20 protein-coding genes and 1 tRNA gene are annotated in these 24,071 nt (G+C 49.2%); 11 read left to right on the top strand and 10 right to left on the bottom strand.

Annotated features, from left to right (window positions below):
* Positions 1 to 98 precede the first annotated feature (98 nt).
* From ACN0R1_RS19145 to ACN0R1_RS19120, 6 genes are all read right to left on the bottom strand, one after another.
* A complete protein-coding gene (locus tag ACN0R1_RS19145; RefSeq protein ID WP_417585782.1) occupies positions 99 to 2,030 on the bottom strand; it encodes a flagellar hook protein FlgE in 1,932 nt (643 codons plus the stop codon).
* 16 nt (positions 2,031 to 2,046) lie between these two features.
* Entirely contained in the window at positions 2,047 to 2,718 is a 672-nt protein-coding gene (locus ACN0R1_RS19140) for a flagellar hook assembly protein FlgD (protein WP_417585780.1), read from the bottom strand.
* A 22-nt stretch (positions 2,719 to 2,740) separates the two neighbouring features.
* On the bottom strand, positions 2,741 to 3,175 hold the full coding sequence (gene flgC, locus ACN0R1_RS19135; RefSeq protein ID WP_417585778.1) for a flagellar basal body rod protein FlgC: 435 nt from the start codon (positions 3,173 to 3,175) through the stop codon (positions 2,741 to 2,743).
* Positions 3,176 to 3,177: 2 nt separating this feature from the next.
* Positions 3,178 to 3,582, bottom strand: a complete 405-nt coding sequence (gene flgB / locus ACN0R1_RS19130; RefSeq protein WP_417585777.1) for a flagellar basal body rod protein FlgB — start codon at positions 3,580 to 3,582, stop codon at positions 3,178 to 3,180.
* A gap of 148 nt (positions 3,583 to 3,730) precedes the next feature.
* Positions 3,731 to 4,570, bottom strand: a complete 840-nt coding sequence (locus ACN0R1_RS19125) for a CheR family methyltransferase (protein ID WP_417585775.1) — start codon at positions 4,568 to 4,570, stop codon at positions 3,731 to 3,733.
* Positions 4,571 to 4,591: 21 nt separating this feature from the next.
* Positions 4,592 to 5,530 (bottom strand): chemotaxis protein CheV, encoded by a 939-nt coding sequence (locus ACN0R1_RS19120; protein WP_417585773.1) that lies wholly within the window; start codon positions 5,528 to 5,530, stop codon positions 4,592 to 4,594.
* Between the two features lie 62 nt (positions 5,531 to 5,592).
* Between ACN0R1_RS19120 and flgA the strand changes: the two genes are divergently transcribed.
* From flgA to ACN0R1_RS19100, 4 genes are all read left to right on the top strand, one after another.
* A complete protein-coding gene (flgA, locus tag ACN0R1_RS19115; RefSeq protein WP_417585771.1) occupies positions 5,593 to 6,291 on the top strand; it encodes a flagellar basal body P-ring formation chaperone FlgA in 699 nt (232 codons plus the stop codon).
* A gap of 124 nt (positions 6,292 to 6,415) precedes the next feature.
* Entirely contained in the window at positions 6,416 to 6,727 is a 312-nt protein-coding gene (flgM, locus tag ACN0R1_RS19110; RefSeq protein WP_417585769.1) for a flagellar biosynthesis anti-sigma factor FlgM, read from the top strand.
* An 8-nt stretch (positions 6,728 to 6,735) separates the two neighbouring features.
* Positions 6,736 to 7,221 carry a flagella synthesis protein FlgN gene (locus ACN0R1_RS19105; protein ID WP_417585767.1) on the top strand — a complete coding sequence of 162 codons (486 nt, stop codon included), beginning with the start codon at positions 6,736 to 6,738 and terminating at the stop codon, positions 7,219 to 7,221.
* A 51-nt stretch (positions 7,222 to 7,272) separates the two neighbouring features.
* A tRNA-Arg gene (locus ACN0R1_RS19100) sits at positions 7,273 to 7,348 on the top strand.
* On the opposite strand, the gene ACN0R1_RS19095 is transcribed toward ACN0R1_RS19100, so the two are convergent.
* A complete protein-coding gene (locus ACN0R1_RS19095) occupies positions 7,308 to 8,447 on the bottom strand; it encodes a cytochrome-c peroxidase (RefSeq protein ID WP_417585784.1) in 1,140 nt (379 codons plus the stop codon). The genes ACN0R1_RS19100 and ACN0R1_RS19095 overlap by 41 nt on opposite strands.
* A gap of 245 nt (positions 8,448 to 8,692) precedes the next feature.
* On the opposite strand from ACN0R1_RS19095, the gene ACN0R1_RS19090 reads away from it, so the two are divergent.
* The 4 genes from ACN0R1_RS19090 to ACN0R1_RS19075 are packed head-to-tail and all read left to right on the top strand — an operon-like array spanning position 8,693 to position 13,671.
* Positions 8,693 to 9,967, top strand: a complete 1,275-nt coding sequence (locus ACN0R1_RS19090; protein ID WP_417585765.1) for an imelysin family protein — start codon at positions 8,693 to 8,695, stop codon at positions 9,965 to 9,967.
* A gap of 9 nt (positions 9,968 to 9,976) precedes the next feature.
* The gene (locus tag ACN0R1_RS19085) at positions 9,977 to 11,422 is read left to right on the top strand and encodes a di-heme oxidoredictase family protein (protein ID WP_417585764.1); all 1,446 of its coding nucleotides are present in this window, start codon (positions 9,977 to 9,979) and stop codon (positions 11,420 to 11,422) included.
* Positions 11,423 to 11,471: 49 nt separating this feature from the next.
* Positions 11,472 to 12,572, top strand: a complete 1,101-nt coding sequence (locus tag ACN0R1_RS19080) for an imelysin family protein (RefSeq protein ID WP_417585762.1) — start codon at positions 11,472 to 11,474, stop codon at positions 12,570 to 12,572.
* The gene (locus ACN0R1_RS19075) at positions 12,562 to 13,671 is read left to right on the top strand and encodes a DUF1513 domain-containing protein (protein WP_417585760.1); all 1,110 of its coding nucleotides are present in this window, start codon (positions 12,562 to 12,564) and stop codon (positions 13,669 to 13,671) included. The genes ACN0R1_RS19080 and ACN0R1_RS19075 overlap by 11 nt, the downstream gene beginning before the upstream one ends.
* A 26-nt stretch (positions 13,672 to 13,697) precedes the next feature.
* Here the strand turns inward: ACN0R1_RS19075 and ACN0R1_RS19070 are convergent, their stop codons facing one another.
* A complete protein-coding gene (locus ACN0R1_RS19070) occupies positions 13,698 to 17,402 on the bottom strand; it encodes an EAL domain-containing protein (protein WP_417585758.1) in 3,705 nt (1,234 codons plus the stop codon).
* Between the two features lie 47 nt (positions 17,403 to 17,449).
* Entirely contained in the window at positions 17,450 to 19,054 is a 1,605-nt protein-coding gene (locus ACN0R1_RS19065; RefSeq protein WP_417585756.1) for a response regulator, read from the bottom strand.
* Positions 19,055 to 19,311: 257 nt separating this feature from the next.
* On the opposite strand from ACN0R1_RS19065, the gene ACN0R1_RS19060 reads away from it, so the two are divergent.
* Both ACN0R1_RS19060 and ACN0R1_RS19055 read left to right on the top strand, forming a co-directional pair.
* Positions 19,312 to 20,709, top strand: coding sequence for an NAD(P)/FAD-dependent oxidoreductase (locus ACN0R1_RS19060; RefSeq protein ID WP_417585754.1), 1,398 nt, complete (start codon positions 19,312 to 19,314; stop codon positions 20,707 to 20,709).
* Between the two features lie 10 nt (positions 20,710 to 20,719).
* The gene (locus ACN0R1_RS19055; protein WP_417585752.1) at positions 20,720 to 21,055 is read left to right on the top strand and encodes a hypothetical protein; all 336 of its coding nucleotides are present in this window, start codon (positions 20,720 to 20,722) and stop codon (positions 21,053 to 21,055) included.
* A 46-nt stretch (positions 21,056 to 21,101) separates the two neighbouring features.
* On the opposite strand, the gene ACN0R1_RS19050 is transcribed toward ACN0R1_RS19055, so the two are convergent.
* Positions 21,102 to 21,920, bottom strand: coding sequence for a thermonuclease family protein (locus tag ACN0R1_RS19050; protein WP_417585750.1), 819 nt, complete (start codon positions 21,918 to 21,920; stop codon positions 21,102 to 21,104).
* A gap of 139 nt (positions 21,921 to 22,059) precedes the next feature.
* Between ACN0R1_RS19050 and ACN0R1_RS19045 the strand changes: the two genes are divergently transcribed.
* Entirely contained in the window at positions 22,060 to 23,928 is a 1,869-nt protein-coding gene (locus ACN0R1_RS19045) for a diguanylate cyclase (RefSeq protein WP_417585748.1), read from the top strand.
* Positions 23,929 to 24,071 lie beyond the last annotated feature (143 nt).

Genomic DNA, 24,071 nt, shown 5'->3' with positions numbered 1-24,071 from the left:
TCAGATGCCGGTTTGCTTTCTCTACAGATTAAGCATGGCACATTGTTAGGGGGGCGGGTCCATCTTATTTCCTACAAAACCAGGTTCCTGCTCTACTATTAAATATTCAGAATAGTCTGGGTTATGTTATTCGCAGTTTCCAGGGTTTTAGAACTAGCCTGGAAGTTACGCTGCGCCTGAATCAGGTTAACCAGCTCAGTCGACAGATCCACGTTAGACTGTTCTAGCGCTGCCGAACGCAACGTACCGTTCAAACCCGTACCTGGCGGGTTAAGAATGGCATTACCTGAGGCCAGGGTCGCGATCCATTCAGTATCGCCCGATGGTTGCAAACCATCCTGGTTTTCGAAAGTCGCAAACGCCACCACACCGAGTGCCTGATTCTGACCATTACTAAAGGAGGCGATCATCTCACCAGTAGGTGCAAAAGTCACACCGATCAAATCCCCCTTCGTATAGCCATCTTGTTGGTTATTTTTGACAATCGAGGCAGATGCAAACTGAGTAGTATTATCCAGACGCAAGGAGATTTGTGTCAGTGGGTTTGCAGGATCTGCACCACTTATAGTGATAGCAGGCACCTGTCCACCTGCTGGGAACTGCGTACCGTTAATGGAACGTAACAAACCATTGGTCGGATTAAACTGCAGTAAAATTGGACCAGGTTCTGTTTCGCCAGTTCCACCCAGCGCTGCCGACCCGCCGCCGTTACCCCAGTCCTTAACTTTGCCCAGATCCAGTAACTCCTCACCGTTCAGATAAGCATACATGCGATAATAGCCACGGTAAGAATTATCACCCTGCACCGTATCTTCCAAAGTAGCACTAACACCACCCGTACCCACTACTGGATAGGGATCAACGACATCATCGGCAATGTCGCCTTCCTCAGATTTGAAGCGGATTTCTAACTGCCCCAGACTATTAACCTGCACAGACTCCATCGCCGGGTTGCGATCAAGTATCTGCGCTTCGCGTGCAGCTATTGACTCCGCATTTGCCGTCGGTGTGGCACCATCCAGATTAATGGTAACTCCGCCGATTTCAACTGTTCCCGTACCCGCAGAAATAGTATAAGTACGGACTTCGTTAGCATCGCGATATTTATCAACAGAATTGGTTCTGTCCAGACGGTCGGTACCATCAGTAACGACCACATCACCGGCATCAGTGGAACTGGCCTTTAACTCAAAGTAAAGCTCTGACCCATCATATGCAAAAGACGCTCCATCAAACCGATTATCTTTTTGCTCAAGATCAGCCAACTCATTCGCATCAAACTCCCAGACACCGGCATTATCAGTAATCGTCAAAGTTTCGCCTGAAATCACAACCGTTGCTGTAGCGGGTATTGTTGGCGGGAGCACCTGATCAACATCAAAAGTAAAGTACTCTCTGACTGGACGCTGCTCTGCAAAGTTATATTTAATGGTATGCTCGTTACCCAAACTGTCAAACGTTCTGACTGTTGTGGTGTAGGTAAAAGAGCCCGGTTCATCCTTATTGTAATCAGGCAGCAGTAAAGAAGAATCCGCACGTGCATCTATATTGAACGACAGATCAATACTTTCAGTGGCTTTAGGCGGACTTTCTTTTTGAGTCACCGCCAAGTTACCGATAGGCAAGCGGTTACCCTGCTCATCCAGACCATAGCCCTGTAGGTATTTGCCGTTTTTGGTAACAATAAAACCATCTTTATTCAGCTCAAAAGCACCGGACCGGGTATAAGTGACACTACCCTGCCCATCATCCACCTGGAAGAAGCCGGAACCATTGATGGCTAAATCAAGGTTATTATTAGTAAATTCGATGGTTCCAGCACTAAAGTCCTGAGAAATACCCGAGACTGTAACACCGGATCCAGGGGTATTACTGGAACCAGCTCCCACTACTGAAGTGGCATAAATATCAGCAAATTGAGTCCGTGAAGACTTAAAGCCGGTGGTACTGACGTTGGCTATATTGTTACCGGTCACATCCAACATGGTAGATGCGGCTTTTAGACCGGTAATAGCTGTATTGAATGACATGACGTTATATCCTCACTTACCCTAACTGTTTAACATCGCTGAAATCGATGCTGCCAATAGATGTATTCACTTTCATACCGATACCATTCTGGCCCAATGACACACTGTTCACAGTAAAGGGTAGCCAGGTATCAACCTGTGTATATTTTTCGCCATCATAGGCTTCGGCTATCATCTGATAGTTTCCCGGAGGCACGTCTTCGGAGGCATTCCAGACAAAGCTACGCTCACCGGCTTGAGTCTGCCCCATATTGACTTGATCCACCAAGGCTCCACCCTGGTCATAGATAGACACGCGAAGATCTGTTGTACTGGTTTCCAGACTGACAGTCCCTGGCAGCGCCCCACCCTGCTGAGTCATCTGTGCAATATCGGTATTAATGAATACCCGCTGACCGACCATTGACGAAGCCTGCAAAGCACTTTGACTACTTAATAAACTGTTGCTCATGGTTTGAAAGGTGTTTGACATCTCTGTCATGGTTTCGACCATGGTCATACTGGAAATCTGCTGCATAAATTCGCTGGTATCCGCGGGACTGGTCGGATCCTGATTTTGCAGCTGCGCGATCATCAGTTTCATAAACATCTGATTATCATCATTACTCTCAGCTTTTTTGGTTGAACTCTGCTGATTGGCTTGATTGATCTGATCATAGATGTTGTTGGTGGTATTAATCGTACTCATGACGATATCCTCTAATTCTGGCTTACTGACCCAGGGTCAGGGTTTTCTGCAGCATCTGCTTTGCCGTATTCATCACATCGGCATTAATCTGGAAAGAACGTGATGCTGAAATCATGTCAGCCATCTCTTCCACCACATTCACATTCGGGTAATACACATAACCTTGCTCATCTGACAGCGGGTGATCCGGCTCATAGGTCATACGTGGTTCAGACTGGCTCTCTACTATGCCTAATACTTGTACACCCTGCCCTGGCACTAACCCGGAGTCAGCCGAGCGGAGCTCACTAGCATCCGGTGCTTTCAGTGAGAAAACCGGGTGTCTGGCTCGGTAGGTTTCACCTTCACTTGAACTGACACTCTGTGCATTGGCCATATTACTGGCGGTGGTATTCAGACGAATGGTCTGAGCACTCATAGCCGAGCCGGAAATACTGAACACATTAGACAGTGACATACTTACTCACCCTTAACCGCTTTACGTAGACCGGAAAACTTACTGTTCAAAAACTCAAAACTAGCCTGATAACGCAGGGCATTATCGGTATAACGTGCCATCTCTTCCTGTACTTCAACCGTATTGCCATCGACAGCTGGCTGTAGTGGGTTGCGGAACATCAGATCAGCCGCAAAATCAGGATCAGCCAACTGCTGCTTATGCCCATCCTGCGTGACCGCCATTTTCAATGGCGATTGCTGTCCATCCATCGCGCCGCTTAACACGGCGCGAAAGTCGATATCTCTGGCTTTAAAGTTAGGGGTATCGGCGTTGGCAATATTATTCGCGATAACCTCAGCACGCCGCGCACGCAAAGTTAATGCATCCGCATGTATTCCCAGTGCTGAATCAAAATTTATTGCCATGCTTGCCACCTAGCTCAAAAAACTGCTTTGAACCAAATAAAGCAAACACTGTGCCAAAAACCAAAAAACCCGCTATTGCGGGCTTCGGGAAGAGCGGGTGATGAAAGTCAGATCAAAAGCGGCAAGGTACTGCCACCTAAGCGGCAACTCAAATCGCCTGATAGATAATGCCGGGGCGGCAATGGATCATTTTGTACAGGTCTGGCAGACCAGACAGGGATTCGGACGCCCCCAGAATCAGATAACCGCCTGGTTTGAGTTGCTTATGGATTTTACGCAAAATATCGTTTTTTACATCCGAAGAGAAATAGATCAACACATTGCGACAAAAGACAATATCAAATTGCCCTAACGTGGAGTACTGGCCCAGCAAATTCAAACTCTGAAAACGCACTCGGTTGCGTATTTCAGTCTTAATCTGCCAACTACCCTCGGATGATTTAGTAAAGAAACGCATCAGGCGATCCTGTGACAGCCCACGCCCCAAGGCCAGCATTTCATATTCGCCCTTGCGGGCCTGATCAAGCACCGTTGAGGCTATATCAGTGGCCACAATTTCCTGACCACTGGAAAACGCACTGGCTTTAGTCTGGCGAAACTCTTCAATCACCATACTGATAGAGTAAGGTTCCTGGCCAGTTGAACAGGCAGCCGACCAGATACGTAACTTCTGAAAGCTCTTGCCATCACTCAATTCAGGCAAGAGTTTGTTTTTCAGTATTTCATAGGGATGAATATCACGAAACCACAAGGTTTCGTTGGTGGTCATCGCGTCGATGACCTGCTCTTTAATTGTCGAGTTGCCCGGTTGATTGAGACGGCGAATCAAGTCAGAAAGACTGCTATAGCCTTCTTTCTGCATGATGCGACTGAGACGACTCTGCACCAGATACTGTTTGTGCTCTGCCAACAAAATGCCACAGCTTTTTTCCAGAAACTGGCTGAATCCTCTGAATTCTTCAGAGGTAATGCTGAATCCGCTCTTCACTCAATTCTACCTATCAGGTTGTCAGTGCTTATTAACTGCATTGATGCGCTTAACAACAACTGAAGCCAAGTCATCCGGATTAAATTTGGCCAGAAAGCCATCCGCTCCAACCTTTTTTACCATAGAGACATTGAAACCGCCGCTAAGCGACGTATGCAGGATCACATGTAATTTGTCCATACGGGTATCACTGCGAACCATTGAGGTCAGGGTATAACCGTCCATTTCCGGCATCTCAATATCAGAGATCAGCATCAAAAAATAATCAGGTACATCGACATCTCGATCAGCCAGATCTTTGAGTGTCTGCCACGCCTGACGACCATTGTTAGCCACAGTAACTTTAAGGCCCAACCCTTCAAGACTTCGAATCATCTGATTACGAGCTACCTGCGAATCATCACAGATCATAACCCGATACTGTTCAGCCTTGGTTTTCATTTCCTTGGTAGCAATATCACCGCTGATATCTGTTGATGCCGGATAAATATCTGCCAGAATCTGCTCAACATCGATAATCTCGATGAGCTTACCTTCAAACTCAAACACCGCTGTCAGATAGTTATCTGATCCGATTTCGGCAGGAGGTGCCATGATCTGATCCCAATTGGTGTTCAGAATACGGTCTACCTTTCTGACCAAAAAGGCCAGGGTGCGCTTGTTGTACTCAGCAACTATCAGAAAACAACCCCCTTCCTCTTCGGCGGGAACCGGAGGACGACCAATTGCCTCAGACAAATCGAGCACGGGTATTGTCTCACCACGAATATGCGCCATACCTTTGATGACAGAGGTTTTTCGGGGCACTTCAGTGAGTTCCGGGCACTGCAGCACCTCACGCACCTTGAACACGTTAATGCCATAGCATTGTGAGGTTTCAAGACCGAACAACAAAAGCTCGAGACGGTTTTGACCGACCATCTGTGTCCGAAGGTTTACACTATCCAATATACCTGACATGATTCAATAAACCTCAAGCCGACTTAAACAGAGTTGCATCTCCCCGATGGAACAGGATACGCGTGAATACTGTTAATTTAACACTAGTTGTATTGTTTTTGGCTACTTTTTTGGCTGCGACGGCTGTTAGCGCCAGAATGCTGCCTGAAGATATCGAACAACAGGTTCATGACACCCTCATTTATGAGTTTAACACACGATCGCCAGAAAGCCGGATTGAAGCAACAATTAATCCAGTAAATCCTGCATTGGACCTGCCTCGCTGCCAGACCCCCCTCGAAATCAGCCTGCCGTTTAATAGTGGGCAGCGGGTGACAGCAAAAGTTACCTGCCATGCACCTTCCTTTTGGAGCTTATTTGTTACCGCCCAGATAAAACAGCTCGTAGATGTTATTGTGACAAGTCGCCCGCTGGCCCGCAACACTCGTATAGCGCCCTCTGATATACGTATAGTCGAACAGGATGTAATACGCATGAATGGCGACTATTTCACTCGGGAACAGGACCTTGTGGGTAAGCAGGTGCGGCGCCCGATGGGCAGTGATCAGATTATATCTTCACGTATGGTTGAGCATGCACTGACCGTCTCCCGAGGCGATCAGGTATCGCTAGAGTCTCGGCGCGGGTCTCTGGTAATCAGAACATCTGGCATCGCGCTGGAAGATGGCCTGACAGGCGAGCAAATACGGGTCAGAAACGAACAAACAGGCATAGAAATACGGGCAGTCATCACAGCACCGGGTGTCGTTCAAGTGCCTTAACAACCGGTTGTTGCTATACTGTGACGATTCATGCTGTGCAGCTGCAAAAATAATAAAAAAACATTAAAGAAAATAAACGGCTGACCGATAACTACAGCATAACCAGTTTACGAGGTGATTCAGGATGGCTATTGAACTGAACGGCCTGTCCTCCAACCAGACGACAGCCGCCCGCGGCAAGCAGACAGAGCAAGCGTCTGCCAAGCCCGAAAATCAAGGTAATGCCGGTAACACACCCGCAACCAAAGCGGATACTGTTCGTCTTAGCGATGCCGCCCAGGCTCTGCAATCTGCCAAATTGCAGGCTGATGACAGTTCAGATTTTGATGCAGGGAAAGTGGCTGAAATAAAAGCCGCCATTGCAGACGGTAGTTACAACATCAGCAATGAACGTATTGCCGATAAAGTATTACAGTTCGAAAAACTCTTTAGTTGATCAAATCTATGTCATTAGATCTTTACGAACAGTTCGCAACCCTGACCCGTCAGGGTTGTGTGCTTTTCCACTCACTGCAAGAGGCTCTTGAGCAAGAACACGCCGTACTCGAACAACGCGATCTTGAAGGGCTGAAACTAACCACGCGAAACAAGCATGCGTTGCTGCTCAAGATTGAAGCGAACATCCGTGAGCGTAACCAGACATTAACCCTGGCTGGACACTCCCCCTCAGAGGCTGGCTTTGAAGACTTTTCGGAAGAGCTGCCCAGCTCACTGCGAGATGCGGTGTTATCTGACTGGCAACAGCTCAAGCAACAGCTCAATGATGTCCGTGCAACCAGCAAACGTAATGAGCAGATTCTGGCTCGCAGCAAACAAAATGTTGACCAGTTGCTGGCCCTGTTACAGGGACATCAGGGTTCCAATGTGCTTTATGATCCGGCTGGCGGCAAAGGCAATTACGCTGCACAACGTAGCATAGGTAAAGCCTAAGCCTCTCACACTGGTCAGCCAGGCCAATTCTCAGTACAATACCCGCGCCTTCTCCCTGTAGTTCAACTGGATAGAACGGACCCCTCCTAAGGGTCAGATCGGGGTTCAAGTCCCTGCGGGGAGGCCAATAAATGCTCATAACGCTGATCTGTCAGGGTTTTCAAGAAGGCTACCAGGGCGTCCACACGCCGATCATCTAAGGCCGGTCCTGTTTCCAACTCATCCAGAGACAAATTCTCCGCTATTTCAGCTTCCCTCCAAGGCTCACCGGTTTCCGGGTTAATCTGCATAGATGCTTTACGGCTGTTGTATTTGTTATAGAACAACACCACCGTACGCAGATCCTTAAAAACACCGTTGTGCATATAGGGCGCGGTTACGGCCACATTGCGTAGCGTTGGCGTTTTGAATTTACCTCGTTGCAGTGGATCTGACACATCTGGGTGAGCAAAAAGGCCTTCATCTGGCATAGTGACGGCATTTAATGCACGTAAATCGGTGTTTTCGGGTACGCCGATATTGTGGAACTCATAATTACTGAAAGTTTCCTGCTCACTGCCCGGCAAAGCCTGCAATTGGTGGCACAGATTGCAATTAGTAAACTGCTGTGAGAAGAATAATGTCATTCCCAAGTCTTCTTCAGGCGTCAGACTAACTTCACCGCGAAGATAGCGGTCATACTTTGAATCAAAGGGCGCAAACAAGGCCGTTTGCTCGAAGCTGGCAATCGCATCAGCCACAGCTCTATAAGTAGCGTCAGCGTTATGAAAAATATCGCTACCATAGACCTCAGCAAAAAGTGGCTGATAGCTCGGATGCTCTGCTAAACGGGTCACCAGTGTCTGCTTATCCGGCAATGCCATTTCAATAGGATTAAGCGGCGGCCCTTCTGCCTGATCGACCAAAGTGGATGCACGACCATCCCAGAACTGTCCGCCCACATACACCCCATCATCATTGCGGTGAAAAGGTGGAATAAAAGCCGCATAGCCGATAGCGGGAGCATTTCTGTCTCCCAGCGATTTACCATCATCACCCAGTGAAACTGCCGCCGCGACACCCTCTCCACGGTGGTCTGAAAACCCCTTATCCGGTGCATGACAGGTCGCGCAGGACTGGCTGCGTGTCATTGACAAGATGGGATCAAAGAACAACGCCTGCCCCAACTGCTCCTTATTCGAAGACCCCCCTGTTGCCACGGAATCATCTGCCAAAGCAGGCAGCATAAACACACTCGAGGCGGCCAGTAATAAAGCCACATTTGACAGGCTAGTAAAACTTACTTTTTTCATTTCCACTCCCGCTAACTCCAGCAGCACCGTAAAATCACCCTCAAGAAAAGCACTATATACCGGCACTTTAAAAGAAAACATGATACAGATCAGCATCAACTAAACTAAACAACATGGTTAATTGTAACAATAATGATTATCATATAGGATGTTTTTCAAATCGAACGAGGGAGAAAGTTATGAAACGCACACTAACCCTGCTTTATGTAGGTCTCGCGTTAGCGGGTGCCACTCACCAGGCTATCGCAGCCGAGCCTGCCGCTGTATTGAAGACCTATGCCGACATAGCCGAAGCCGGCTACAGTGACTCCGTCACCACGGCGCAAGCACTCAAAAGCAAAGTTGATAGTCTGTTAGCCAACCCCAGTGAAGAAACACTGCAGGCTGCCCGTGAAGCCTGGATAGCATCCCGTGTCCCCTATCAACAGACCGAAGTATTCCGCTTTGGTAACGCGATAGTGGATGACTGGGAAGGTCGTGTGAATGCCTGGCCTCTCGATGAAGGTTTGATTGATTATGTCGATAGCAGCAGCTACGGCGACATGTCTGATGAAAATGCCCTGTACACCGCCAATGTCATTGCTAATACATCGATTCAACTGGGCAATGAAACTGTTGATACGACAGAAATTACTGCAGAGCTTCTGGCAGAAACCCTGCATGAAATCGATGAGATTGAAGCGAATGTAGCGACCGGCTATCACGCCATCGAGTTTTTGCTTTGGGGACAGGATCTATATGGTACCGAGCCAGGTGCCGGCGAAAGACCTGCTACCGACTTTAGCCTGGAAAACTGCACCGACGGAAACTGTGATCGTCGCCGCCAGTACCTGTCTGTCGCCACAGACCTGTTGATTTCTGATCTGGAAGAGATGGCTGATAACTGGAAAGAGGGCGGCGAAGCCCGCGTGCAGCTGGTTGATAAAGGTGAAAAAGGTGCACTGGCAACAATTCTGACCGGGATGGGTAGTCTTTCCTACGGGGAGTTGGCTGGTGAACGCACTAAGCTCGGTCTGATGCTGCATGACCCAGAAGAAGAGCACGATTGCTTTTCAGACAATACCCACAACTCACACTTCTACGACGTACTGGGGATAAATAACGTATTTCAGGGCCAGTACACCCGTGTCGATGGCTCTGTTGTGCAAGGCGCATCACTGGCCGACATGCTGAAAGCCAGTGCACCTGAAGTTGAGCAGCAGCTCTCATCCGAGCTCGCTGAAACCCAGGCGGCCGCCCAGGCCATTGTTGATGCTGCCGCCCAAGGCAACACTTTCGATGTACTGATTGGTGCAGGCAATACTGAAGGTAATGCACTGGTACAACAACTGGTTGACAAGCTGACTACACAGACCCGTTCTATCGAGAAGGCTATCAATGCACTTGAGCTGGACGGCATCGAACTGGAAGGTTCGGACAGCCTGGACAATCCTGACCTAGTTATTAACGGCTAAGTATCACGCATGTCTCAACAAAGATTGAATACGCTGGGATTCAGTCTGCTACTGGCTGCCTCTACGGCAGCCGGTAACACGCCTGTCTATCAGACATCAGAATTGCAACCGGCCGGAGAAGCTACGGCACAGGTGGCACGAAATGAAAAAGCCTTTTCTCACCCATCCGCTCTACTAGCTGATAGTGAACAGATGATGTTCACCCTGGGTAGAAGCCTATTCAAGAAAATATGGGTCTCTGCGCCAGCATCAACCAAAGCCAGTGACGGATTGGGGCCTCTGTTCAATTCACGTTCATGCCTGCGCTGCCATACCAATAATGGTCGTGGACATACACCGGATACCAGTCAAGACAACTACAATGCTGTGTCGATGCTATTGCGCCTGAGTATTCCGGCACAAAATGACCAGGATAGGCACGCATTGGATTCAGGACAATCCGGGGTTATTCCAGAACCGACCTACGGCACTCAACTGCAGGACTTTTCCATTCAAGGCATTCCAGCTGAGGGGCGCTTTACCCTGAGCTACGACGAAATCCCTTTTCACTTTGCTGATGGTGAAACCCTGACACTACGCCAACCCAACTACAGCATCACGGATTTGAAATATGGGCCGCTGCATCCGGATACCCAGCTTTCTCCACGCATCGCCCCGCAGATGATCGGACTGGGTTTACTGGAAGCGATCAGTGACGAGGATATTCTGGCCTGGGAAGATCCTAATGATCAAAACGGTGATGGCATTTCAGGAAAAGCCAACCGGGTGTGGGATATTGATGCCCAAGCGACAGCTATCGGCCGATTTGGCTGGAAAGCCGGACACCCTACGATTAAACAGCAAAACAATTCCGCCTTTCACGAGGATATAGGTATTTCCACCAGCATGTATCCACAGGGGTATGGTGGCTGTACAGAGCAGCAAACGCTCTGCAGACAAGCACCCGATGGTAACAGCCCTCACCTGGATAATGTTGAAGCATCGGATGCAGTCGTCTCTGCACTGCAACTCTATATTCAACATCTCGCCGTACCTGCACGATCGAGCACTCAGGCGCCTGAAGTGGCCGAAGGGCGCGAACAGTTTTACGCGTTGGGATGTAATGCCTGCCACCGACCCTCTTATATCACCGCAGCCGATGCTCCAGCTGGACTTGCCAACCAAAAAATCTGGCCATACACCGATCTGTTGTTGCATGATATGGGTGAAGGACTGGCTGACCACCGAGCTGAATTTAATGCCAACGGCAACGAATGGCGAACACCGCCTTTATGGGGCATCGGCCTGACACAGGCCACCAGTGGCCAGACGCATTTTTTGCATGATGGTCGGGCTCGTAGTCTGACAGAAGCCATCCTCTGGCACGGCGGTGAAGCACAAATAGCACGAAATCGCTTCACACAGCTGGATAAACCTCAGCGAGATGCTTTGATCTCCTTTCTGGAATCCCTGTAGCTGTATGTTTAAAAAGTCTATTTTAAGAGCATAATTTAAGAGCACTTCTATGAATGCCGTAGATACAATAGGGTTAAGCCGACACATCCGCTGGATACTGACAGCCAGTTGTCTACTCATCACCAACCTGGCAATAGCCGATACCCCGACTGAGCAGGATTGGCAACAGCTCAACAGTGCCATCATTGACCAACAGGTCATCCCTGGTTATCAACAACTGGTGAACAGTACCGCACAGCTGGCTGCTGCGACTGAGCAGCTATGCCTGCAGCCTGACGACCAGCAACTGCAACTCGCTCAAACCCGTTATCGCCATGCGATGACTGACTGGCAAAGTATAAAGCATATAAACTTTGGCCCTGTGACACTGCTGATGCGTAACTTTGCTCTGCAGTACTGGCCAGACAAGCGTAACAGTGGCAGCTCACACCTCAGAGACGCACTGGCCGATACGTCAGTTCAATTTGACCCTGAGTTTTTCAGTCACTCGCCGATCAGCGTCAAGGGTTTCCCGGCTCTGGAACGTTTACTATTTAGTGACACAGCACCGGACAGCCTGTCAGACATGAGTGCTGAATGCCGACTGGCGCAGGGCATTGCCGAGTATATCCACCAAACGGCTGTTGATATTCATTCTGAATGGCCCAACATGCGTGAACGTATGCTGGGAGCGGGCGACAATAACTACTTTGACCTACATGCCGATGCCGCCACTTTATTGATGAAGTCGCTGGCCGAATCCCCTGAAGCCCTGCGTGATAATAAAGTCTTGGCACCGCTGGGAAACAGCTATGATCGGGTACGCTGGCAACGCAGTGAATCCTGGCGCAGCGAACAATCCATCAGTAATTTACGCACCAACCTGGCTGCACTGCATTCACTTTATAGCGGCACTCTACCCATCAGTGTCAGAGAACTACTGGTTAAGGCTGATGAGTCCGCGCTTGCGGATACACTTGAGCAACATTTCATCGCTTTGAGAGCACAACTGGATAGTATTGACGAAGTGAAACAAAACCGCCTGTCTGAGACACAATATCAGCAGTTACTGGATGTAGCCGATGGGTTAAAACAGCTACATACAGATCTGGGCACAGCCATGTACTTACTCAATATTCAACTGGGGTTTAACAGTCGAGATGGCGATTAACCGACGAGGATTTTTAGGCTGGCTTAGCGCCACGCCGATCATACTGACCAGCTTTTCGGGGCAAGCGCTCGCCGCCGAACCACTATACGCCTCTGCCAGCCAAGGGCCGGATGGTCAGCATTACCTGCACCTGTTCAACTTACAAGCGGGTGAGCTGCTGCGCCACCCCTTGCCTGAACGGGCGCACCAGATAGCCACACACCCTTCTTACCCCTGGCTTGTCGCTGTTGCCAGACGGCCGGGCCAATTTGTAGAAATTATCGACTACCAGCAAAAAACGCTGGTTAAACAGCTACGTTGCGATGCCGGCTCACAACTGTGTGGCCATGCCCAGATCAGCGCAGATGGTCAGTGGTTACTGACAGCTGAGCAATCCATGCATAGAGAGTTTGGCGAGATAGTGGTTCGTGACATTGATCAGGACTTTAACATCGTTGCACGACTATCAACCTACGGCATAGGCCCGCATGAACTGCTTATTGGCACAGATCAACAAACCCTGATTATTGCCAATGGTGGCATTCAAACTGATGGTCGTGTCAACCTGAACATTGACAGCATGGACCCCTCCCTCGCCTATGTCGACCTGCACACAGGTGAATGTCTGGAGCAGGTGCGTTTAGCCAGTGAGTTTCATCAATCCGGTATTCGGCATATCGATCTATCCGCATCCGGTCAAGTTATCATGGCGATGCAATACGAAGGGCACCCGGCTGATCGGGTGCCACTGATTGCCAGCCATCGGCGCGGACAATCGATACAGCCACTGACACTTCCAGACGAGGTGCATAGCCAGTTACAACAGTATGGCGGCAGCGCTTGCTTTGATGCATCCGGTGATTATGCGGCAGTCTCGGCACCCAGAGGAAATCTGATTACCCTATGGAATATGCAGGAAGGTCGATTTATCGATGCCATACCGGTACAGGATGGCTGTGGACTGGCAAAAACCCAGCAACCGGCTGAGTTTCTGGTCAGCAACGGACTGGGGCGTTTATACCGTCTGAATGCGCAAACCCGGCAACGGCAGCTTATCAGTCAGTCCACACATTTTTCGGTACACTGGGATAATCATCTTGCCAACCTGGCCGTCAGCTAAGCACTAGCTGTCGGTATTACCTGACGCTAGCGGGCCAGGAACAAGGACTCAAACTCCGCTGCAGGTACTGCAGGGCTCTTCAGGTAACCCTGATAATAATCACAACCCAGGTCACGTAACAAGGTCAACTGGGTGGCATTTTCAACCCCTTCAGCCAGAACTTTCAGACCCAATGTATGGCCCATGACAATCACGGCTGCCGCAATTTCCCGATCATCAGCACTGCTTTCAAGATCCTCGATAAAGCTCTTGTCTATCTTCAGTACATCCAAGGGAAAGGTTTTCAGATAGGCGAGCGAGGAGTAACCAGTACCAAAATCATCAATCGCCAGCGAAACCCCCATGGATCGCAGCGCATCAAAGACCTGCTCAGCCTCATCTTCACGGCGCATAAGCGCACTCTCTGTAAGCTCTACCTCAAGGCCACTGGCAGGGAAGTTATGCTTATCCAGCAATTTTTTGATCATGCAAACCACGTCGCCATGGCGTAACTGGAAGGAAGATAAATTAACGGCCAATGTCAGTGCTGGATAACCCTTGTCCAGCCATTCTCGACCCACTTTACACACCTCCCCCATGACCCACTCACCGATGGGATGAATCAAACCACTTTGCTCAGCTACCGGGATAAAATCCATCGGTGACACATAGCCCAACTCTGAATCTTTCCAACGCAGCAGCGCCTCTGCCCCCATCAGTTGACCCGTATGAATATCGACTTGTGGCTGGTAGTAAACCTCCAGCCGTCCCGCTGTCATCGCAGAGCGTAAACGTGCCTCAATGTTTAATCGAGCCAATGCCGCACGTGTCAGTTCATTGGAATAAAACCGCAACTGCTCACGCCCGGCTTCTTTGGCTTTATACAAGGCCGCATCAGCCTGTCGCATCAACTCTTCGGCGTTATCATTCGCCTCTGTCAGGTGTGCAATGCCTATACAAGCGCCAATCCGTATCTCCATTCCCTGAGGCAGCTGAATCGGAGTGCGTAAAGCCTCAATCAGTGTCTCAGCCAGATCCTCCAGTTCGGAACGGTCACGTTCGATCAGCAGACCAAACTCATCTCCACCAAATCGCGCCAGCAAGCCATCTTTTGGACACACCTTGCGTAGCGACTCGGCTACCTGACAGAGCAACTGATCACCAGTACGATGGCCAAAACTGTCATTTACATCCTTGAAACGATCCAGATCCAACATTAATAATGCTGTATACGCATTGCCCCGTGTCTCTATACTGGTCAGCACATCCACGCGGTTGGGCAAGCCGGTCAGTGAATCATGACGCGCCAGAAACTCAATACGCTGCTGAATAGTCTTTCGGGAAGTAATATCTGTGACGACGCCTTCAATGATCTGCACCTCACCCACGGCGTCATAGAATACCGTGGTATGATCTTCAACCCATAGCACCTGACCATCAGCCTTAAGGATACGGTACTCTTGTACATATTCCTCACGCTGCTGAGAGAGGTAACGAGTTACTTCATCATCCAGCCATAAGCGATCATCGGCATGCACTATCTCTTTGTAGTCAATGCCGCCTTGTAGAAACTGACTAGCGGTATAACCCCAGCGACTGACATTCTGAGACACATAGGTAACTGGCCAACCAGGCTTATTTTCCCAGCGAAACAGCACAACAGGGCTTGCTTCAACCACCTGAACGGCAGCTTTCAGCGCCTCTTCCTGCTCAATAAAGCGAATCGCATAACCTATATCACCAGCCATTTCTGACAGGGTGTCCATCACATCATGGCTAAAGAACTCCGCATCGTCAGCATAAAGACTGAGCAGAGCAATCACCTTGCCATCGCCCTGCACCGGGAAGCAGGCATAAGCGGATTGATCAGGGGTATGATTAAGGATAACCGGCTGCGCTGTTTCAAATACCTGCCGCAAGGGGCCACTTTCTGGCAAGGGCTGAGATTCATGATTCAGCAGGGTTTTCAGATCTCTCGGTGGCTGACCAAAGCCCTGCAGCAATCGAATGCCTTTAACGCCGACCTCTCCAATCCAGGCATAGTTCATTTTCCCATGCACCACAGCTATCCGACAGACTTCAGCAAACAACTCAGACAAGTGAGTGCAGCGGATGATGGCCTGATTGGTTTCGGAAAGCGTGTTATACAAATCACGTTGATGCAGGATGTCAGCTTCATAACGTTTTTGATCGGATATATCCTGAATAGTAGCAATCGAGTGCTGCAACTGCCCATTCTCGGATCTGACAGAACAAACATTCATTAGCGCGGTAAAAGCTACCCCTGATTTACGAACAAACTGCTTCTCCAGGGTATAACTGTCAATCACACCCGATTGCATACGTGCAAAAGCCTGTTGGTCTGACTCAATATCGTCAGGATGCGTCACAGCTTGCCAGGTAAGCTCTTTTAACTCCTGCTCTTTGTAACCCAGCAAACGACAAAGCTCCGGGTTAAAACGCATCCAACGTCCCGTGTCCGGGTCTGTTATAGCCATGCCAACAAAGGGTAATTCAAAAAACTTCAATAATAATTTATCTTTTTCTGACGCTTGTATTTTGTAAGCGACCTGTTGAAGGCGGCGATTCTGCTGCAAGACCAGACGTAATGCAAAGGCTACGCTGATCATGGTGGCCAACGCCAGTAGCCCCAGCCAGGCAGCCATCATGTACACCGGCGATAGCACTTCCTGGCGATGCTGCTGTGCAACCAGTATCCAGTCATAACGAACGGGTCTGTGTGCTGCAATGACGGCTTGTTGACGGTAATTCTGCGTTTCAAAGCCTGCTCCCTGAATCGCAGGCGTAATTGCATAATCATCAAGCACTGACAAGACCGGCAAGTCGACATGCCGAACCGGACTTAGCAGACGAACATTATTTGAATTCGGCAATGACTCCAACAGAAATAATTCAGCCGTATAGCTTTCTACTGGCCAGTTGGCAATCTGCGGAAACAAGCGTGATTCAGGATCGATACTCAGGATCAGTAAAGCGAGCACCTCACCAGAATCACCTGACTTAATCATTGGCACAATCCAGGAAATACTTAAACCCTGTGCTGATTCAACCAGTCCGGTAAATACCGGCTGAGTCTGCTGAACGGCTTGCTGTTTAAAGGATTCCAGACTGGAAAGGGTTGATGGTAACTCACCGCTATAAAGCACTGAGGCACCCTGCAAGGACTGCAGATAAACACTATCGAACTGATCATACTTATGCAGGTATTGCAGATAGTCTGACAGATGCCCGGCAGCAGCAAGATCGTCATCTACCAGCCATGCTTCTACCCAGTTGGCCAGAGCTCTGTCATCACTGACTTTATCCGCTTCAGCTATACGCTCGGCTAGCCATTCGTTAAGCTGTTCCGACTTCATCGATGCAATCATCTGTACATTGATGGCAGCCGTGTCTAATGCCTGAGGCATGGCAAGGCGTAACAGGCTCAATGCCACCAGAGGCACCAGCAACGCCATACCACTGAAGACAAACACCACCCCCTTGGAATCCTGCCCCTTTCCCTCTTCTTCAACCGGGTTGCGCACCCAGATTCGCAACACCAGATAGAGCAGAATCGATGTGGTTGTAACGAATAAGATCCCTTTATAGGTACTAAGGGACACTAAAGAGGTCGTATCAGCAACCAGCAGCCCCAACAGATAATCCGAGGTCAAAATCCACAGCATTGCAAACAGAAAATACGCGAGAGCTACTTTTTCTGCGCGAAATCGGCTGACATTACGTACCGCCATTATTGTTATCCTTTGAGTAACATCTGCATTGTGGAGGGGTTTAGGCGTTAACGCAACAAAACCCCCAATGAACCTTGAGGAAGCTGATCTAACGGCAGTTTAAGATACGAAAAAAGTTCATGTTGGCGGATTTTTGCCATCTCACTCATCTGAGCACGGACACTCAGTTTGATAAAACGCCTCACCATGGTCAAACGTTCATCCCGTCGATCAGACTGATCGCGGGCTACTTCCAAATAAAGCTGAGCCAGATTCAGGATTGCAGAACCACTTGTCGGGTTATATTCAATTGCCATATTCAAACAACGTATCGCCTGACCATATTTACCGGCCATATAATGACGTATGGCCATACGATTCATCTTGTCACTCAAGGCTTCATCGTAGGGCAGGCGGGCTTTGATCTGCGTTTGCTCAGCTGTTTGCTCAAGCATTGGCACCGGATCACCCGATAATACCAGTGCTTCACGTTCTATATCGATAGGCTCCGGCAACTGTGCATTACGCTTTTCAGCCTCTCGTCTTAAGCCGTCTGATTTAACTTGCTTACCCAGATCACCATACACCTGAGATTTAACCAGCAAGGACTTAATTTTTAGTTGTTCATCTTTAGGAAAGGAAAACTCGGCATGATTCAAAATGGCATCTAAATCATTATGCAGTTCAATCCGTCGCTCTTCATTGGCACCCTGCATTTCCAATCGACGAATATTAGCCAAGCGCAAATAAGGCTCCGGAGACCGATAACAGCTGGAACGTCCAAGCACTATCGAGCGCTTATAAGCACCTTCGGCCAAACCCAGGGCTTTTGTCTGAGTGGCAATACGTCCAAGCTCCATCTGTCTTGGAATACCCAAAGGCGACTTACGACTGGCTTCATGCAACACATCCCGGGCCAGTTCCATATCGCCATGCATCTCATAGGCCTGTGCGAGCAAATCCAGTGCAGGGACCAGTAAGGGGTGATGTTCAATCAGCTCCTGTAGTTGCTGAATTGCCTCTTCAGGTTGCTTTAACGCCAGCAGCGCCTGCGCGACCAACAATCCGGTATCTTTATCAGCGGTCTGCCAAAAGCGCTCCTGCAACAAGGCCAATGCTTCGGTTGGTTTATTTAACGACAGCAGCAAACGACCCTTATAGCGCTGGGTAAAATCATAACTGGGATCGGTTACCGAAATGACATCACAGGCCTTTACCGCCGCTTCAAGGTTACCCTGCTCAACAGCCTGATCAACATCACGCAGCACCTGCTTGCGCACGATCAAGGCATCAATACGGGTCTTAAGCTCTTCAACTGTAAAAGGCTTGGTCAGCAAGTAATCCGGGTTACTATCGATTGCATGTAAAATAACCTGTTGAGAAGAGTCGCTAGTCATGAAGATCCAGCCACTGGTCGGACGCATAAAATTACGGTAACGAGCTTCTTCAAGCAGCTGAATACCGGTGATTTTATCGCTGGCGTTATGCCCCAGCAAAATAATATCGAAATTCTCTTGCTGTATCAGTTCCAGTACGCGTTGACTGACAGTGATAGGCTTAATGTTGACGACACCCAGCTGCCGTAACATCTGAACGATCGTGGCACGCATATTGCCACTACTTTCGATGAGTAACACGTGCTTGTCTGAATAAGTAATTTTTCTTGGGTTCACGCGTGCTTGAGTCCAGTTCGCCGCCAGCCTGATGATACCCCTAGTATAACGATAGTTTTCAATCCATGACCAGTAATGAGTGAAAAGCCGGACTTGAATAGCAACCGGCCTTCTTATTCAATTTAAGAATATACACATAATACATTAGTTATATTTACTTTAGACATGCATTAACTATAATCATCATTGATCAGAAAAGCACTGACCACCTACATGCGCCTACACTGCTTATTAGAAGAATTAATCCGGAGCTCAGTATGTCCTATAAGAAACCATCTACGGCTAATGAACGCCGCCGCGACCTGTTAAAACTGGGTCTTGGTGCGGCTATCGCTGCCCCTGCTCTGAGTATCGCTGGTAATGCCAGTGCTAACTCAGTTAGCACCAATGCTCATATTGTTATCAGTGGTGCCGGTGCCGGTGGCATTTCGATGGCTAACCGCCTTGCACGTAGCCTGCAGGGAGCACGTATTACCATTATAGACTCTCGCGAAGAGCATCACTATCAGCCAGGGTGGACACTGGTTGCCTCAGGTGTATGGAATAAGAGCAAAACCCTGACCAAAACCGGAGAGTGGCTACCCTCCAGTGTTAACTGGGTACGGGGTATGGTGACTGAGTACAACCCGGACAGCAATCAGGTGAGTGTCAGTAATGGTGAGACCATCAGTTATGATTATTTGATCGTGGCCTGTGGCTTACAACTGCGCTACGAGCAAATTGAAGGCATGGATACCGGCTTGATTGGGCAAGGAAAAGGCATAGGCAGTGTTTACGCAGGCGTTGAGGAAGCCGACGCTACCAGGGACGAAATTACCCGCTGGATTGCCAAAGGCAGCGGTACTGGACTATTCAACCTGCCACCCACCGCCTTGAAATGTGCCGGTGCACCGCTAAAAATGACCTTCACCACCCTATCCAGACTGGAAGACTCAGGGCAGCGCGATAACTTTAACGTTGAGTTCATGGCACCATCCGGTGGTTTATTTAGCGTCCCTTTCTATAATGACTTTGTCAAACAGCGTTTTACTGAACAGGGCGTGACTCGTAATGATTTCTGGACATTGACCGGCATTGATGCCGATACCAAGAAGGCTTTTTACTCTGTAAAAGGCGAAAGAACAGGCACGGCCACGTCACATCATTACACTGTAGATGGCAACGCTGAGCCAACAGTATGGGAAGAAACCAAAGACTTTGAATTCATTCACGTCGTTCCTCCCATGACGGCACCTGATTCATTACTGAACAGCCCGCTGAAGTTTGCTGACGACTCTCCTTTCCGTGACTGGATGGAAGTGGATCGCGAAACCCTGCAGAACCCCAACTACCCCAATGTCTGGGGCATTGGTGATGTGATGGGTATGCCCAGTAATAAAACAGCAGCCAGCGTGAAAATGCAGGCCAACATATTGGAACAGAACTTCCTCGCCTACCTTCAGGACCGCCCTCTTCCAGCACGCCATAATGGCTATACCTCCTGTCCACTGATTACCAGTATCGGCAAAGCCATGCTAGTTGAGTTTGGCTGGGACGGTGTACTGCTCCCATCTTTCTCGTTCATAGATCCTAAAGAGGAATCCTGGACAGTCTGGGTAATGAAAGAGCGCATGCTACGTCCTGCATACTACGCCATGCTCGAAGGCAAAATTTAAGGAGAACAAGATGACACTGACTGGCATTCTAACTGTTTTGTGGTACTCCGCCTTGCCTTGGTTGTGGCTGATCGCACTGATGCTGGTGGTTTTTTTAGCACCGCAGATTCTGGCGCGCGTTAAAGGCTATCACTTTGGTGCAACAGGCGGCATAGGCTCTAAAGTGCTGCCGCCAATCGTGGCGATTGCCTCTTTATTTTTGCTACCAATCCATACCCAATCAACCATCAGCTATGTAAATACCTGGGTTGACTGGATGAACCTGGTTAGCGCTTCGATTGGACTGGGTATTTATGCCTGGCTGGTATTGCACCCTATCTGCTATCTGCGCAACCGTAAAGCATGATTCAGGTACAAAGCGTATGACTGACGGCCTCATAATGAGGCCGTTTTTATTGCAGCACGTCCAATGCCCGACCATCTTCGATACGCATACGCCATTGATGATGACGACTGTTTTCGCGCACCAGCCAGCCACGCGCACGCACAGCCTGCCCGGTGAGGCCATCTAAGCGCTGAGAAAAACTTGCCAGATAGCGACGCGGCACCTGTATTGCCACCCCTCCCTGAAGATTAAGCCAAATATTGTCTTTACTTTGACCTACTCTGACCACGACTCCCTGTACCATAACAGCACCACGTGCAGAATCTGGCACGGCCACTGACGCTATCCCTGGTTGATAATCAGACAAACTCCAAATGCCTTTTTGCTCTGACCTCGCAAGCTGTTCAACAGGCCTAAGGCAATCTGCAAATTCCAGATTTGGGGCAACAAAGACCTGCATCACCCAGCCTTCTTGAAGCAAAAGCCGCTGCACATTGGTTTGGTCTGGTAAGAACAAATACGCCAGCAGTCGACCATAGCGATCACGCGAATCCTGTCCAGGCATCAGTAATACGCGGTATTCAACCCGTTGCAACAAGGTCTCTAGCGCCAGCTTACCCTCGCGGGCAAAAGGCTCATCTGCTTGTCCAGAGTAACCCAGCTCTGGCGCATCTATCCCTAGCAACCTGACACGCTCACCCTGACTTAACTCAACGGTATCGGCATCGATCACACGCGACACCCGATGGCTAGTAGTCGGGGCGGTGGGTGGACAGGTTTCCGCCAAAGCATGGGTAGGCAATAGCAGGCTGCTAACAAATACCGTATTCAAAATACAAGTAACGAATAAATTACTGATAAGAATCAACTTTAGTGATGATTTCAAAACAATTGCCTATATTTGCTATTGATATACCCAGAGTAGTTGGTTCATAGTCTGACAAATTAGTAGTCATGCGAACAGCGCCCAAGTCTTCTTTTACCGAATAACTATATTTTTAACCTTTGATGTTGGTTACCCACACATGCATAAGCTTCAAACCAAAATCATCTTTGCCCTTTCCAGTGTGATGTTGTTGTTAACCCTGGTGATCACCATTGCAAGCCTGGCCTCGTTCAGGGACTTTTCTATTCGAGCGGCTACCGAACATACCCGAACAGCGGCCGAAGTGATCCGGGTTGCACTCACTGAAGCGATGTTGACCGGCACCATAGACAAGCGTGATTCATTATTAGAGCGTATAGGCAACGTAAACGGACTGGATGAAGCGCGCGTCATACGTGGCCCACAGGTTAAACAACAGTTTGGTGACGGCATTCTGGGTGAGATGAGCGCCGATGCTACCGATCTAAGTGTACTCAGCAGTGGCGAGTCTGTTTTCACACTAACCGGCGGTATTCTCAGTCCCGAATTTCGTGCCACCATTCCCTATATTGCCACGTCTGATGGCGACGTAAACTGTTTGCTATGCCATAACGTAGCGGAAAACACGGTACTGGGTGCTGTGACACTAACGGCTTCTATTGAGCACATGAAAACAGCCGCTATCATGACGGTCGCTTTTCTGGTGATGGCCGTCGCCCTGTTTGCTTTTATATCCATCCTTTATCTGCGGCGCATGTTGCACCCTCTGGTAACCACCGCAAACGAAATTGAGACAGCCGTAGAGAGTGCCATCGACGGTGATTTCAGCCACCGTATTGAAAGCCGTACCAATGACGAAATTGGCAAGATTGCCACACAGTTCAATGCCTTGTCTGAGGGAATCACTAATAAACTCAGTCTGATTCGAGAAAATGTTGTCCAACTGGTGCAGTCAAAACCAGACTACCAAGGCGGCAACCTGCTGACAGAAACGGCTGAAACTGTTTCCGGCCTAGTCCGTGTTTCACGCTTCAAGCAAGCCATAGAAGAGGATGAAACCGCCAGTGAAGTTTTCCTGCGTATCAGCGAAGTATTAGAACAGGAATTCAACATCAATACTTTTTCGCTTTATGAAGTGGATCAGAATAAAAAAATGATTCATCCGGTGATGGTCGACAGTGTCCCCGAAGCACCTATTCACTGGTGTGATGCGGCCATTCACGATCACTGTGTTGGCTGTCGAGCTGTGCGCACCGGCCATTTGATTGATGGCTCTGAAAACACCCAAATCTGCCGTTCCTTCAGCACTGATGCCGCTAGTGCCAATAAACATTATATCTGCCTGCCAGTGATTGAGAGTGGTAGCGTTGGCAGTGTGGTACAGTTGGTTTTCGACTCTGAAGATGCGCATAAAGTACGTAATCAACGCCCACTGCTGGAGGCTTACCTACGTGAGGCTGCACCGGTACTCCAGGCTAAACGCCTCATGGCCAGCCTGCGTGAATCCAGTCTGAAAGATGCCATGACGGGACTGCACAACCGCCGTTTCCTGGAAGAGTATGCCGAAACCCTGATCAGCCAGTGCAAACGCCGTTCAGTACCTATGGCACTGCTGATGATGGATCTGGATTATTTCAAACCAGTCAATGACACCTACGGACATGATGCCGGTGATCAGGTACTGCGCGAGCTGGCTATTATTCTACAGTCCAATGTCAGGGAATCAGATCTGGTGGTACGCTACGGAGGCGAGGAATTTCTTATCGTGTTGCTTGAAACCAATGCCGAACAGGCCATGCCTGTCGCTGAAAAAATTCGTACCGCGGTGGAAAGTCATAAATTCAAAGTGGCTGGCACCAGCCTCAGCAAAACCATCTCAGCAGGTGTAGCCGACTTCCCCAACGATGCCCAGGCGTTCTGGCAGGTACTCAAGTTTGCAGATGTATCACTTTATGCAGCTAAAGAGGGTGGCCGTAACCAGGTAGTGCGCTTTCATAAAGCGCTCTGGTCGGAAGATGCGGATTATTGATATAGACAGATCGCTGTAGGAGCTCACTCTGTGAGCGATTTGCGCCGCATCCTATTATCGCCCGCGGAGCGGGCTTATATGGACCCGCCCGTGTTGCAAGCTATTTTTGACTCGAGCAGATGTGTTGCACGCTTATATCCGAC

This window comes from Nitrincola sp. (assembly GCF_048264025.1).
GTDB lineage: Bacteria > Pseudomonadota > Gammaproteobacteria > Pseudomonadales > Balneatricaceae > Nitrincola.
This window is presented reverse-complemented; position numbering and strand designations above follow the sequence as displayed.

Bases quoted from the DNA above. Each gene is read 5' to 3' on its own strand.
- flgM (WP_417585769.1), top strand. From the start codon at position 6,416: ATGGCTATTGAACTGAACGGCCTGTCCTCCAACCAGACGACAGCCGCC.
- ACN0R1_RS19120 (WP_417585773.1), bottom strand. From the start codon at position 5,530: ATGTCAGGTATATTGGATAGTGTAAACCTTCGGACACAGATGGTCGGT.
- ACN0R1_RS19145 (WP_417585782.1), bottom strand. From the start codon at position 2,030: ATGTCATTCAATACAGCTATTACCGGTCTAAAAGCCGCATCTACCATG.
- ACN0R1_RS19060 (WP_417585754.1), top strand. From the start codon at position 19,312: ATGTCCTATAAGAAACCATCTACGGCTAATGAACGCCGCCGCGACCTG.
- ACN0R1_RS19140 (WP_417585780.1), bottom strand. From the start codon at position 2,718: ATGAGTACGATTAATACCACCAACAACATCTATGATCAGATCAATCAA.
- ACN0R1_RS19090 (WP_417585765.1), top strand. From the start codon at position 8,693: ATGAAACGCACACTAACCCTGCTTTATGTAGGTCTCGCGTTAGCGGGT.
- ACN0R1_RS19085 (WP_417585764.1), top strand. From the start codon at position 9,977: ATGTCTCAACAAAGATTGAATACGCTGGGATTCAGTCTGCTACTGGCT.
- flgC (WP_417585778.1), bottom strand. From the start codon at position 3,175: ATGTCACTGTCTAATGTGTTCAGTATTTCCGGCTCGGCTATGAGTGCT.
- flgB (WP_417585777.1), bottom strand. From the start codon at position 3,582: ATGGCAATAAATTTTGATTCAGCACTGGGAATACATGCGGATGCATTA.
- ACN0R1_RS19070 (WP_417585758.1), bottom strand. From the start codon at position 17,402: ATGGCGGTACGTAATGTCAGCCGATTTCGCGCAGAAAAAGTAGCTCTC.
- ACN0R1_RS19055 (WP_417585752.1), top strand. From the start codon at position 20,720: ATGACACTGACTGGCATTCTAACTGTTTTGTGGTACTCCGCCTTGCCT.
- ACN0R1_RS19075 (WP_417585760.1), top strand. From the start codon at position 12,562: ATGGCGATTAACCGACGAGGATTTTTAGGCTGGCTTAGCGCCACGCCG.
- ACN0R1_RS19080 (WP_417585762.1), top strand. From the start codon at position 11,472: ATGAATGCCGTAGATACAATAGGGTTAAGCCGACACATCCGCTGGATA.
- ACN0R1_RS19105 (WP_417585767.1), top strand. From the start codon at position 6,736: ATGTCATTAGATCTTTACGAACAGTTCGCAACCCTGACCCGTCAGGGT.
- ACN0R1_RS19045 (WP_417585748.1), top strand. From the start codon at position 22,060: ATGCATAAGCTTCAAACCAAAATCATCTTTGCCCTTTCCAGTGTGATG.
- ACN0R1_RS19095 (WP_417585784.1), bottom strand. From the start codon at position 8,447: ATGCTGCCTGCTTTGGCAGATGATTCCGTGGCAACAGGGGGGTCTTCG.